At 49.5% G+C, this 13,939-nt stretch carries 7 protein-coding genes; all 7 read left to right on the top strand.

The window, feature by feature from the left end; genetic code table 11:
- Nucleotides 1–1,965: non-ribosomal peptide synthetase (locus tag VIM87_RS01395; RefSeq protein ID WP_331995239.1), on the top strand; the 1,965-nt coding region annotated here is incomplete at its 5' end.
- A 10-nt stretch (nt 1,966–1,975) separates the two neighbouring features.
- On the top strand, nt 1,976–5,773 hold the full coding sequence (locus VIM87_RS01390) for a beta-ketoacyl synthase N-terminal-like domain-containing protein (protein WP_331995238.1): 3,798 nt from the start codon (nt 1,976–1,978) through the stop codon (nt 5,771–5,773).
- Nucleotides 5,774–5,805: 32 nt separating this feature from the next.
- Nucleotides 5,806–7,443 carry an MBL fold metallo-hydrolase gene (locus VIM87_RS01385; RefSeq protein ID WP_331995237.1) on the top strand — a complete coding sequence of 546 codons (1,638 nt, stop codon included), beginning with the start codon at nt 5,806–5,808 and terminating at the stop codon, nt 7,441–7,443.
- A gap of 74 nt (nt 7,444–7,517) precedes the next feature.
- The gene (locus VIM87_RS01380) at nt 7,518–9,158 is read left to right on the top strand and encodes a cyclic peptide export ABC transporter (protein WP_331995236.1); all 1,641 of its coding nucleotides are present in this window, start codon (nt 7,518–7,520) and stop codon (nt 9,156–9,158) included.
- Nucleotides 9,155–9,943: a thioesterase II family protein gene (locus VIM87_RS01375; protein WP_331995235.1), complete on the top strand. Its 789-nt coding sequence runs from the start codon at nt 9,155–9,157 to the stop codon at nt 9,941–9,943. Before VIM87_RS01380 ends, VIM87_RS01375 begins: the two co-directional genes overlap by 4 nt.
- 2 nt (nt 9,944–9,945) lie before the next feature.
- A complete protein-coding gene (locus VIM87_RS01370; RefSeq protein ID WP_331995234.1) occupies nt 9,946–12,420 on the top strand; it encodes a TonB dependent receptor in 2,475 nt (824 codons plus the stop codon).
- 10 nt (nt 12,421–12,430) lie between these two features.
- On the top strand, nt 12,431–13,939 hold a 1,509-nt coding region (locus VIM87_RS01365; RefSeq protein ID WP_331995233.1), incomplete at its 3' end, for a penicillin acylase family protein.

Here is a 13,939-nt window from a genome sequence, read left to right as displayed (position 1 = left end):
AACAGGGATATTTACAGCAAAGCCACCATTACCCGTTTGTGCAATCACCTGGAACAATTGCTGGAAGCAGCGCTGGCCGCACCGGAACAACCCATTCAGCAGCTGGATTATTTAAGTGTAACGGAAAAACAACAGCTGCTGGTGAACTTTGCAGAAAGCACTATCGCATATCCCACCAATAAAACTATTGTAGACCTGTTTGACGAGCAGGCTGCCAGCACACCGGAAAACATAGCCCTCACTTTTGCAGGCAAAGACCTTACATACCGGGAGCTGCAGGAGCAGGCAAACAAGCTGGCAGCTTACCTGCGCAGCAATTGCAATATAAAGGCCGATGACCTGGTAGGCGTTATGCTGGACCGCTCTGCCAGTATGATAATCGCCATATTGGGCATTCTGAAATCAGGTGCAGCCTATGTAGCCATTGAGCCGGAAACACCCCGCGCAAGAAAGGAATTTATAATACAGGATACCGGCATTAAGTCGCTCATCACCCAAACAGATTACATTTTTGACCTGGACTATTACAAAGGCAATACGTTTGCCATCGATATTCAGCTGGACGGTATTACAGACGCTGAGCTGCCGGTACGCAATGATATACTGCCGGCAGACCTGGCCTATGTGATCTATACCTCCGGCAGCACCGGCCAGCCCAAAGGCGTAATGATCAATCACCAGTCGCTGGTGGATTATGTGTATGGCATACTGGCGCGTACCAATATCCGTGAATGTAAACGCTTTGGGCTGGTATCAACCATAGCGGCAGACCTGGGCAATACCGTCGTATATCCCTGCCTGTTAACCGGCGGCAGACTGGAAGTATTTACCGCAGCAGATGTAATGAATGCCGACCGTATGCTGCAGGCAGAGCTGGACTGCATAAAAATAGTACCCTCGCACTGGAAAGCCTTACAGCAGGTACACCAGCTGTTTGTACCGGCAAAATGCCTCATTTTCGGCGGCGAGCAGCTGACGGGCGATGTAATAGACCTGCTGCGCGCGTATGATGGCAGCTGTGAAGTATATAACCATTACGGCCCCTCTGAAACCACCATTGGTAAGCTGGTGAATAAGGTGAACATTAACACTGCTACAGGCAATGTGCCCCTGGGCATGCCGTTCTCCAACAGCCAGGTATACATTTTGGATGCACAGCTGAAACCGCAGCCCATAGGCGTTGCCGGCGAAATTTGCATAGGTGGCCATGGTCTTTCCAGGGGATACCTGAATAATACTGCGCTTACTGCAGAAAAGTTTGTGAATAACCCCTACCGCCCGGGTGAACGTTTTTACAGGACCGGTGATGTAGGCAAATGGCTGGCAGATGGCGCCATTACTTTCCTGGGCCGCAAAGATGACCAGGTGAAGATCCGCGGGTACCGCATAGAGCTGGGCGAAATTGAAACTGCATTACAGCAGCATCCAGAAATAACACAGGCCGTAGTGCTGGCCAAAGCCAATGGCAGCGGGGAAAAAGAGCTGGTAGCCTATGTAGTGGGCCAAACAACGCTCAGCAAACAGGACCTGCAGCAGTTCCTGAATAAAACACTGCCATCGTTTATGCTGCCTGCGCATTATGTGCAATTGGAAGCTATTCCCTTAACGCCTAATGGTAAAATAGACCGCAAAAGATTACCAGACCCCGAAGAATTAGGCGCCCTGTCAGACGAAGTATATATAGCCCCCGGCACAAGCATAGAAAAACAGCTGGTGGCCATTTGGGAAGAGGTGCTGGGGAAAAGCCCTGTGGGCGTGCAAACCAGCTTCTTTAACCTGGGGGGCAACTCGCTGAAGATAATCAAGATGTCGCAGCTGGTAAGTCAGCAGCTGGGCGTTAGTTTTTCCATAGATAAGTTTTTCGAGTACCTGACTATCCGGGACATTGCCCGTGCTGTAGAACAGGAAAAAATGATCAAAGAAGCAGCGCCTGCGGAGAAGGAAACCGAATTAATGATCTTTTAAAACCCAAAACATGAAAACAGCCATTGCAATTATTGGGCTTTCCATGAAAGTAGCGGAGGCAGATAACCTGGAAGCATTCTGGCAAACCGTGCAAACAGGTGCGCATAGCTTTAAGCCATTGTCTGCCCAGCGTTTGAACGATATATTTTCCCGCTTCGGGGAATTTGAAATAATGAAAGGCTCTTACCTCGACAGGATAGACCTGTTCGACAACGAGTACTTTAAAATATCGCCCGCAGAAGCAGAGCGTATGGATCCGGAGCAGCGCCTGATGCTGGAGCATGCGGTAAAAGCTGTGTACAATGCAGGTTATACGCCTGCAGAGCTGAGAGGACAGCGGATCGGGATCTTTCACACATTTGGCCAGTCGATGTACCGGCACTTTTTTGATGAGTTTAATAACCTGGCCCTTACTGCGCACATGCCCGGTATGGTAGGCACGCGGGTCGCCAATTTTATGGACTGGCGCGGGCCGCTGATAGGGGTGGATACCACCTGCTCATCCTCCCTCACCGCATTATATTACGCCTGCCAAAGCCTGGCCAATGATGATTGCAGCCTGGCCATGGTAGGCAGTGTAAGCCTGAGCGTAAGCTCTAAGGACCATGCCGTGCTTTCACCGGTAATGTCCAAACGGGAGCAATGCCACCCGTTTGACGGTGATGCCGATGGCATCCTGGGTGGGGAAGGTATTGTATGTGTGCTGCTTAAAAAAGCTGATGCCGCCATCCGCGACGGCGATCCTATTCATGCCATAATTAAAGGCGGCGCCATTAACCATGGCGGTGCGCTGATCCAGAATATTTCTGCACCCAGCCCGGTATCACAGGCAGAAGTGATCCGCATGGCATGGGCGAACAGCGGGGTAAACCCGGCGCATATACGATTTATAGAAGCGCATGGCACCGGTACCATCTTAGGCGATCCTATTGAGTTCAGCGGTATAGATGCTGCGTTCAGGGAAAGCGGGCAAAGCACCGGCGCAGTTTGTTCCATTAGCTCTGTAAAAGGGCAGCTGGGACATTTAGGCCCGGTAGCAGGGCTGGCAGGCCTGGCCAGGCTGGTGCAGGCATTAAAACAGCAGCAGCTGCCGCCGCAGGTAGGGTTTAACAGCATTAACCCGCACATACCGGAAAGTGATTCGCCTGTAAAAGTGCAGCGCACCTTGCAGCCCTGGGAAAGCGAGGTGCCGCGGACAGGCGGCGTAAGCTCCTTTGGCTTAACCGGCACCAATGTGCATATGATAGTGGAGGAGTATATTGCGCCGGTAGCCGATGCACCGGCAGCAGCTCCAAACAGCGTATATGCCATGAAGTTAGGCGGCGCTACGCCTGCAAAAGCGGCTAATGTCAGCGCTTACCTGCTGCAATATTTACAGCAGTACCCGCAAACAGACCTGGCGCAGCTAAGCTATTCCATGAACCGGATCATGGGTGAGCTTACTTATGGTGAGCTGATCTTATTCAAAGACCGGGAAGAGCTCATCAACATCCTGCAACAGCAGCAGCAACAGCCAACAACAAACGGCCAGCAGCTAACAGCTAATCCCCAACAGCTAACAGCTAACCCCCAACTGCCCACTGCCAACTGGCAACTGCCAACTAATTTTATAGCTTCCCGCAAAAAATCACCACCACAGGTATTCCTGTTAATACCCGGCCTGCTTACTGCAGATAAGATAACGGCGTTCTTAGCCCAAAGCCCGGCCATGGCAGCATTGTATACAGCAGTAACTGCAGGGCAGGAGGGGCTTACAGCCACACAACAATCTTTCCTGTTACATTACTGCGCCGCCAAAACATTGAACAATGGTGGTTTTGCGCCGGATAAGATCATTGGCGCACAATCCGGCAAGCTCTTATCCCTTTTGCTGATGGATAAGGTAAGCCTCCCGGAAGCCCTGGCACAGCTGGCTGCACAGGAACCTGTGCAGGAGCCGTTTAACAGCGCAGCTTTTGTACAATTCTTAAACACGCTGGACGCGCAGCAGCAGTACCTGCTGGTTGTAATGGGCAGCCAGGGCGAAATGATCACTGCCTGCAGGCAATGGATCACCGCACAGGCCCCCGCGCACATACAAGCCGTGTTCCCTACAGCAGGCCGCGACCTTTGCCTGGATATATTGGCCGCTTACTACAACAGCGGTCATGAGCTGCGCTTTGCAAACCTGTTTGGTAAAACGGCTTTCCTGCATAACCTGCATTTGCCCCTGCTGGAACCTAAACGCCACTGGCCGCAGGTAATATCACTGGCCGTAGTAAAGACGCCCGAAGTTGTACTGCAGGAAACAGCTGCACAGCCGCAGGCATTCACCACGGCGGATATTATAGCCGGTGTAACCGCCATCTGGCAGGAGAAGCTGAAGGTTACGGAAATAGGTATTGAAGATGATTTCTTTGACCTGGGCGGTTCCTCCTTATTAGGATTGGATGTGTTACAGCAAATAGCCAAGCGTTTTGCGGTAAACATGGAATATGCCGACATTTTTGACTATTGCACCGTATCCCAGCAGGCCGCATTGATAGAAGAAAAGCTGGGAGCCGTAGCACCGGCGCCCGTGGTAAATACTACGCCGGCAGCAACCGGGATCATTAACCGCGATGATCTGCGCAGCATGGAATATGAGCTGCTGCTGCAGCGCATACAGGAACAGGAAGCAGCTGAGCGAATTAACCCGCAGCACATTCTGCTTACCGGCGGCACCGGTTTCCTGGGTGTGTACGTGATCAAAGAGCTGCTGGAAAAAACAAACGCAGCTATTACCTGCCTGGTAAGGGCCGCAGATGATGCTGCTGCACAAGCACGTTTAGCCGCTACTGTTAGCTGGTACTTCCCGCAGCTGCAATTATCTCCGCAAAGGATCACCGGGATCTGCGGGGATATTACCCTGGCCGACCTTGGCCTTACAGCCGAAGGCAACGCACGTTTACAGGATGTGGATACCGTGCACCACCTGGCGGCCAACGTAAGCCATTTTGGCAAAGCCACTCTTACCAACAGCATTAATTATGAAGGCACAGTAAATGTGCTGGAATGGGCTAAGAAGAAAGGGGTGCAGTATTTCAACCACTATTCCACCAATGCCATTGCTACCGGCGGCTTTATTGAGAACGTGGCAGGCACTGATTTTTATGAAACAGACCTGGACCTTGGCCAGCAGTTCGGCCGCCGCATTTACCCAGCGTCCAAGTTCAGGGCAGAACAATATATAAAGGAGAACAGCGGCCGCCTGCACGTAAATGTGTTCCGCATAGGCAACATTGGCGGCGATTCGCAAACCGGCTTGTTTCAGCAGAATATTGACAGCAATAACTTTTACCAGCGCCTGAGAACACTGGCAGGCCTGGGGTATTACTGTGAGGAAATAGCCGCCATCACCTTTGAGACCACCCCGGTGGATATTGTGTGTGGTATTACCGTAGCGCTGTCGCTGCATAAAAATGAGCTGTTCAGCACTTTTCATATTATGGAAGCAAACCCCATCCGCTTAAGCCAGTTTGTACAACAGCTGGCCGCCTGCCACATTGAGCTGCAGCTTACCGATGCCGCCACTTTTGAGCAGCACGCGCAAAAGCTGATGGACAGCGCAGACCTGTCTACGGAAAATACAGCCCTGGGCATACTGCGCTACAGCAGCAGGGATACGGCGGATACACGTTTTAATATCCAACAGCAGGCCACCAAAGCCTGGCTGGAAAAAATAAACGCCCGTTACACCTACGATATAGAAAAGTATGCGCACACCATTGTGCAGTATTGTGTGCGGGAAGCCTTTATACAGGTACCCCAAAATCAGGCAACGATCTAAATTTTATTCAACAATCTATTAAAGTAATAAGTATGAAAAACAACACCTGGTATGCAAAACCAAATCTTGTAGTAGAACCCCTTTTTGACAGATGGTATGCATGGGCGCACCTCATATCACCCGCTACCTCTGCCATGAACGTTGTGAACCGGCATCTCAAGATCCTGGATTCGTATATACAGAACCCCCAGATCCATGCCGCGGCAGCGAAGAACCCTAAAATGCGCGGCGGCCCCTTTGTGGACCTGGATGGCGGCCGGGTAGATGAGATCCGTAAGCTAAGGGAAGAAACCGTTGAGAAAAAAGCGCACGAAATAGCCTTTGCACAAGCCGTAGTGGAGCTGGACAAAATGCTTAAAACACATGCCAAAGGTTTTGCAATGGATACCCTGTACAGCAAGGTGCCGGAGATATTGAAAGGACATGTAGAGCTGGTGTATGACCTGAACAACTACCCCTCTTTCCGTTTCTTCGAGCGCCTGTTGTATAACAGCCCCCTGTATAACGAAGCATCCCAGAGCATAGCCCTGTGGATCACCAATAACGATGAGCGGCCTTTTGTGCTAAGCACGCCCCGGATGGATGAGCCCAATGTGATCCACGTGCAGGTGCCGTTCAAACATGCCGGCATTGATCTCATCAGCCGCATGAGAAGGATCCCCGGTGATATAGAGGAAGTAGCTGCCGCCTTTGACATTAAGGAAGAGGACCGCGAGCTGTTCAACACCTTCTTTACCCAGGAGCCGCCGGTGGAATACACGCCTTATACCGGCGATAAGATCCGTATGCGTTACTTCGGTCATGCCTGCATCCTGGTTGAAACCAAGGATACCAGCATCCTGGTAGATCCTGTGATCAGCTACCACGGCTATTCCACAGATGTAACCCGTTATTCGGAAGCGCACCTGCCGGATAAGATAGATTATGTGATCATCACCCATAACCACCAGGATCATATCCTGTTTGAAACCCTGTTATCATTAAGGCATCGTATAGGCAACATCGTAGTGCCCAAAGGCGGCAACGGCTCCCTGCAGGATCCCAACCTGAAAATGATGTTCAATATGCTGGGCTTTAACAATGTGCTGGAAATAGGAGAGTTTGAAACCGTGGGATCAGGGCATACCCGCATCACCGGCGTGCCTTTCATTGGCGAACATTCCGACCTGGACATCCGCTCCAAGCTATGCCACCACGTACGCATTGGCAAATACACCCTGCTGTTTGCAGCAGATTCCTGCAACGTGGAAGCCCGCCTGTACGAGCAGGTGTTTAAGATGATAGGCACAGTAGACAGTTTGTTCCTGGGCATGGAATGCGATGGCGCACCTCTTTCCTGGTTATATGGCCCGCTGTTAACAGAAGAGATGCCCCGCGATATGGATGGCTCCCGCCGCCTGGCCGGCTCCAACTATGAGCGCGGAAAAGCCATGGTAGATGTTTTTCAGCCAAAAGAGCTGTACGTATATGCCATGGGCATGGAACCCTGGCTGGAGTTCATCAGCTCCATCAAGTACACGGATGAATCCAATCCCATTGTACAATCCAATAAGCTCATTAAAGAATGCCGGGCTAACAACATTATCTCAGAGCGGCTGTATGGCGAAAAAGAGCTGTTCTATGAAATGGGAGTGCTGGAAGAAAAAGAGCAGCCGCTGGAGCAATATTAAACAAGGCGCACAGGCTGGAAAACGCAAACGTATACACGAATAGGTATTATCAGATCATTTTTTATTAAGCAAACATGAAACGGATTTTGAAATTAGTATTACCCATGACGGGTAAATGGGGATTCCTGAAATATGTGTGCCTGGGCATCCTTTCCGGCCTGTGCAGCTTTCTTTTTATTAAAACAGTAACGGGGATCATGGGGCTTATTATAGCCGGTGATTTCACGGTTAATAAAGAGTATATCCTGGTATTCCTGTCCATCATCCTGGCATTTGTATGGATCAGGAAAACCTTGTCGCTGGCCATTATACGGCTGTCGCAAACCCTGTTCTGGGATCTCCGGAAACAGATCTTAAAGCTGGTGCTGAACACTAATTACCAGCAGCTCTCCGGCCGCCGGGCAGATGTGCATTCCGCTATTGTAAGCGATGTGAATATCCTTACCACGGCTTCCATGAGCATTATTGATTTTTGTACCGCCAGTGTGCTGGCTATTTCCTGCCTGGTGTACCTGGCCTCTATTTCCATGCTGCTGTTTGGCTTAACGCTGGGCGTAGCATCGATCGGAGTATCCATCTATCACTTCCGTTCCAAGGCAGATACGGAAAACTTCCGGCGCGCCCGTGGCCTGGAAAACCGGTTTCAGGCAGGCTTAAATTCCATCCTCGACGGCTTTAAGGAAATTTATATGGAGCCCCGCAAAGGCGCCTACATTTTTAATACCCGCATTAATACCGTTGCTAAAGAAGCGTATACGAACAATACCAATGCCTATGCAGGTTTTCTGACGAACCAGATCACCGGGCAGGTGCTGTTCTATGTGCTTATTTCCTCCATCCTTGTTTTCTTCAGCGTAGCGCTGAAGATCAATACAAAGGATACGGTAAGCTTTGTGTTCACATTATTATACTTACTGGGCTCTATAGAAACCATTATGGTGCTGTTACCCAGCCTGGCGCGCGCCCGGGTAGCCTCCACCCATTTGTTTGATCTGAAAGCCAGGCTGGAAGCTGCCAGCCAGCCGCCGGCGCTGCGGGAATCTACCATCTTTAATGATGAATTTGAGCAGATCACCGTACATAACCTGGAATATTATTACGGGGAGCATGACAAAGCTTTTGGTATTGGCCCCGTGAACTTTGAGATCCAGAAAGGCGATACCATTTTCATTTACGGCGGTAATGGCAGCGGCAAGACCACTTTTGTACATACGGTGCTGGGCTTGCGCATCCCATCTGCCGGCGGCATCCGGTATAACAATATCCTGGTGGATGAAGATAATTACCCGGATTACCGCACTGCATTCGCAGTGGTGTTCAGCGATTTTTATTTGTTCAATGAGCTGGTGGGCCTGGAAAATGTGAATATGGAAAAGTGGGAATATTACCTGCAGCTGTTTGAAATAGAGGATAAGGTAACCATGGAAAAAGGGATGTTCTCCACCACAGACCTCTCTACCGGGCAGCGGAAGCGCCTGGCCCTGATAGCCGCGCTGCTGGAAGAAAAGCCCATCCTGGTAATGGATGAATGGGCCGCTGACCAGGACCCTTATTTCCGGAGAAAATTCTATACGGAGATCATTCCCCTGCTCAAAAAAGAAGGCTTTACCATTATAGCTATTACCCACGATGATAAATATTATCACTGCGCAGATAAGCTCTATAAAATGGATTATGGCAAATTGATCGCAGAAAGTGTAAGTGTATATCAATGAATGAACGTATGAAACAGGCACAATTATTTTTACTGCATTTTGCAGGAGGTAACCGGTATTCCTTCTCCTCCATGCTGCAGTTTTTACGGGATTTTGAGGTGGTTTCCCTGGAATTGCCGGGCCGTGGAAAACGAATGGGGGAGCCCCTGCTGAAAAATTTTGAGCTGGCCGCAGCAGATATGTACCGGCAAATAACCGCGCAGCTAACATCGCCCCGCTTCGTACTGTACGGGCATAGCATGGGCGCCTATCTTGCCCTGCGCGTAGCTTACATGCTGGAAAAAGCAGGCAAGTTTCCCGCCTGTATAATTGTGAGTGGAAATGCAGGTCCGGCATTGGAAAATCGTAAGAAAAGAAACCTATATTTACTGGATCATGAAAACTTTGTAGCAGAGCTGCAGAAACTGGGCGGTGTACCCCCTGAGCTTATTGAGAACGAAGAGCTGTTTAACTTCTTTGAGCCCATTCTGCGAGCCGACTTTGAAATTGCTGAGCGAAATGAAATAACAAATGAAACGGTAGTAAAAGCCCCGCTTTGTGCTGTGATGGGAACCCAGGAAGAGGATGTGGACGACATCGCCAACTGGTCCAGGTTCACAAAGGCCGGTTTCAGCACAGAGATCCTGGATGGAAACCATTTCTTTATTCACCGGCACCCCCAGGCAATGGCAAACATTATTGGCACTTGGTACGGCAGGGCAAACGCCCCGCGGCATGAATCGTTAACTGAAAACCCGTATAGATCCATACCTGTGAACCCGGCAGGTAAAAACACCAACATTTAATTATGAGAGTAGTTATTGAAAAGATCACCCGTTCCCTTATGCAATGGTACACCGGCGCAACCCTGCTGGTATTGTTGTTAACCGCTACCGGCCTGCAGGCCCAAACCACGGGCAGCATTACAGGCAGCCTGGTAAGTGAGCAGAACGCAGCTGTGATCAATGCCACCATTTTATTAAGGAACACTTCCGATTCCGGAATTTATAAAACCACCTTAAGCAATGAGCAGGGCTTGTTTTCTATTGAAGGTGTAAAGGACGGCAATTACTTCCTGGAGGTGAACCTGATCGGCTTTGAAAAGATCAGCAGAACCGGTATACAGGTAAGCAGCGCCACCCGCACTACAAACCTGGGCGTGCTTACTTTAAGAACCGCCACCAAAAACCTGGGAGAGGTTGTGGTAAAAGGGCAAACCCCTTTTATAGAACGCAAGCTGGATAAAACCGTGGTGAATGTAGAGAACAGCATTATTGGCGCCGGTTCTACAGCGCTGGAAATGATGGATAAGCTGCCGGGTGTGGTAGTATCGCCCAACGGGCAAATACAGCTCAACGGCAAGTCGAACGTAAATGTGTTCATTGATGGTAAAGCCACCTTTCTATCTTCCGAAGACCTGGCGAATTTACTAAGAGGTACCTCCTCTTCCTCCATCCAGAAAATTGAGATCATGGCCAAGCCCTCTGCAAAATTTGATGCAGGCGGCAGCGGCGGCGTTATTAATATCATCCGGAAAAAGAACAAGAAAGAAGGCTGGAACGGCACGGTGAACGGCAGTTACGGGCAGGGCGGCTATCCCCGCTACAACGGCGGCTTTAACATGAGCTATAAGAACAAGGACTATAACTTATTTGTGAGTGGCACCTATGTGAAAACGCAGAACTTTTTTAAACGCGGTATTGTCAGCGATATTTTTAACGGTGATAATACTTTCCTGCTGCAGCAGGTTTCCAACAGTAACACCATTACCACCACTAAAACATTTACGCCGCTGGTGGGTATTGACCTGTATCTTTCCAAAAGAACTACGCTTACCGTATCCGGTACCGGCGCGCTGCAAACCAATAACGTGCGCTTAATGGCCAATACCGATGAAAAGGATGCGCAGTATGTAAAAACAAACCGGCTGGATTTTAACAGCCTCAATAAAAGCAAACCCTATAACTATAACGCCAGCGCACACCTGGCGCACCAGATAGATACTACCGGTAAAGAGTTTTCGGCTGACCTGGATTATGCGCATTATTACAGTGATCCGAGGCAGAACATCATCAATAATTATTTTGATGCCAATGATAAGTTCACCAACCAGGAGCTTTCCCTGCTGGATGGGAACCGCAAGCTGGATATTTACGCCGCTAAGGCCGACTACTCCCAGCCCCTGGGTAACGGTCACCTGGAATTTGGCTGGAAATCCAGCTACGTGCGGGCTGTGAACGATAATAAATTCTTTAATAATGAAAGCGGGCATAACGAGCTGGATTCATCCCAGAGCGATTATACCATCAACAATGAGAACATTAATGCCCTGTATGTGAATGTGGATCAGCAGATCAAAAAGTTCACCATTCAGCTGGGCCTGCGCGGGGAGCATACCTGGAGCACCGTGGAGCAGCATTATATTAATGCGGAAGTAAAACGCAACTATGTGCAGCTGTTCCCCTCGCTGTTCGTGGATTATAAGATCAATGATCAGAACATCCTGAACCTGAAAGTAACCCGCAGAACAGACCGGGCAGCCTATGCGGATATGATCCCTTTCCGCCGCCCGCTTTCTGCCACTACCTACTTTAAGGGTAATCCAAACCTGCGCCCGCAGGTAGTTTTAGGCAATGAATTTACCTATGCTTATAAGGATGCGTTATTTGTAACGCTGGCATATGAGCATACCAGGAATTATATAACCACGCTGGCCTTCCTGGACGATAACAAACAAACCGTAACCCGCATACCCAGCAATGTAAATAAGGCAGAAGTGTGGGAGCTGGATATCATTTACTCAAAAAAACTCACCAGCTGGCTGGCCACCAATAATACCTTCGCAATCTTTAACCAGTCGTTCAAAGGCACGGCCAAGGATTTTGTGCTGGATAACAATGGTACGCCCACAGTGATGTTCAACTCCAACAACAGCTTTTTTATTACCAGCAAATTGTCGGCAGAAGTAGCTTTCCGCTACATGAGCCAGCGTAAAATGGTAGCAGAAACCTATGATGGTTACTACAGCGTGGGCGCCGGCTTAAAATACCTGGTGCTGGCCAACCGTGGTAACATTGCGCTGAATGCCAGCAACATTTTTAATTCAGAGAACCGTAATTCGGTAGACCATTACCAGAACCTGAACCAGTACTGGGACCTGATGTTTGATACCCGCGTGGTAACCCTGAGCTTTACCTACCGCTTTGGCCGTGGTAAGGCCTCCAGCAAACGGATCAACACCGCATCGGAAGATGAGAAGAAACGTACCAAGGTAAGTAACTAGACAAAACGTAATGATGAAAAAAATAAATACAGATGCGGTATTTCCGCTGGCCGCATTAGTGATGCTTGTTTTTGCGCTGTCGCGCCAGATGTTTATGGTACCCCCATTGGGCAAACTGCTGGACCCCTTTATTGGCGCAGTGCAGAATGAAGATGAAGGCCGTTTGAATGCTGCTGCCTTGTCCATTCCGGGAAAAGAGCTGAAAGCGCCGGTGCAGGTATACTTCGACAAACGCAAGGTGCCGCACATTTATGCACAAAATAACAGCGACCTGTATTTTGCGCAGGGTTATGTAACCGCCAGCCTGCGTTTATGGCAAATGGATTTTATGACCTATGCCTCCGCAGGCCGCCTGGCTGAAATATTTTCCCAGAAAGATTTTTTTGATTACGACCGTAACCAGCGCAGGATCGGCATCCTGGAAGCGGCCAAACAATCGCTGAAAGTAATAAACGCCAACCCGCTTACCAAAGAAGCGCTCAGCGCCTATACCAAAGGTGTGAATGCTTACATACACCAGCTGAGCTACCGGGAAATACCATTGGAGTATAAGATGCTGGGTTATGAGCCGGAACCCTGGTCTGAGCTGAAAAGTGTGCTGATACTGAAAAGCATGGCCAATAACATGACGGGGTATGAAGAAGACCTGTTTATGTCAAAAATGATCCTGGCGCTGGGTGAGGAGAACTTTAATAAATTATATCCTGATTATTATGAGAACAGCACCCCGGTAATGAATGCAAATAAGCCGGCATTGTTTGCAGCCGCAGCACCGTTGAAAGTACCATCCTACCTGGATTATTCCTTTCTTTCCTCCAACTCCGTAATAGCCGAAAGCCCTTATAACCCGCGCCTGGGCAGTAACAGCTGGGCAGTATCCGGTAAAAGAACAAAATCCGGTTTTCCCATCCTGGCCAATGATCCGCACCTGGGCCTTAGCCTGCCCAACATCTGGATAGAGATGCAGCTTACAACGCCGGGCATGAATGTATATGGCGTGTCCATTCCGGGTGCGCCGGCTATCATCATTGGATTTAATGAAAAAATAGCCTGGGGCATTACCAATGGCAGTGATGATGTAAGGGACTGGTACAAGCTGAAAATAACCAACGACTATAAACAATATGAGCTGGATGGACAATGGCGTAAGCTGACCTACCGCGTTGAGGAAATAAAAAGAAGAGGGGAAGCCGCTTTTTATGATACGGTATACAGCAGCGTGCATGGGCCTATTGTGAACAACCGCAGCTTTCCCGGTAAGGATCCGGATATGATGGATATGGCATTACGCTGGGAGCTGCACCGCCCTTCCAACGAGTTTTACACTTTCATTAAGCTGAACACGGCTGCAGATTATAATGACTACAAAGCTGCCATCCGCAATTACAGCACCCCGCTGCAGAACTTCACCTATGCCGGCAGGGATAATGTTATTGCCATTAACCACCAGGGCAGCATGCCCGTTAAATGGGCCGGGCAGGGGAAATTTATACTGGATGGCACCCGCAGCGCACACCTG

The organism is Chitinophaga sp., assembly GCF_036569125.1.
Taxonomy (GTDB): domain Bacteria; phylum Bacteroidota; class Bacteroidia; order Chitinophagales; family Chitinophagaceae; genus Chitinophaga.
Note: the sequence above shows the minus strand (reverse complement) of the source record. Positions and strands in the feature narration are given on the sequence as shown.

What these genes read in the sequence shown, in the direction of transcription:
- VIM87_RS01390 (WP_331995238.1), top strand. Translation starts at nt 1,976, where the DNA reads ATGAAAACAGCCATTGCAATTATTGGGCTTTCCATGAAAGTAGCGGAG.
- VIM87_RS01385 (WP_331995237.1), top strand. Translation starts at nt 5,806, where the DNA reads ATGAAAAACAACACCTGGTATGCAAAACCAAATCTTGTAGTAGAACCC.
- VIM87_RS01380 (WP_331995236.1), top strand. Translation starts at nt 7,518, where the DNA reads ATGAAACGGATTTTGAAATTAGTATTACCCATGACGGGTAAATGGGGA.
- VIM87_RS01375 (WP_331995235.1), top strand. Translation starts at nt 9,155, where the DNA reads ATGAATGAACGTATGAAACAGGCACAATTATTTTTACTGCATTTTGCA.
- VIM87_RS01370 (WP_331995234.1), top strand. Translation starts at nt 9,946, where the DNA reads ATGAGAGTAGTTATTGAAAAGATCACCCGTTCCCTTATGCAATGGTAC.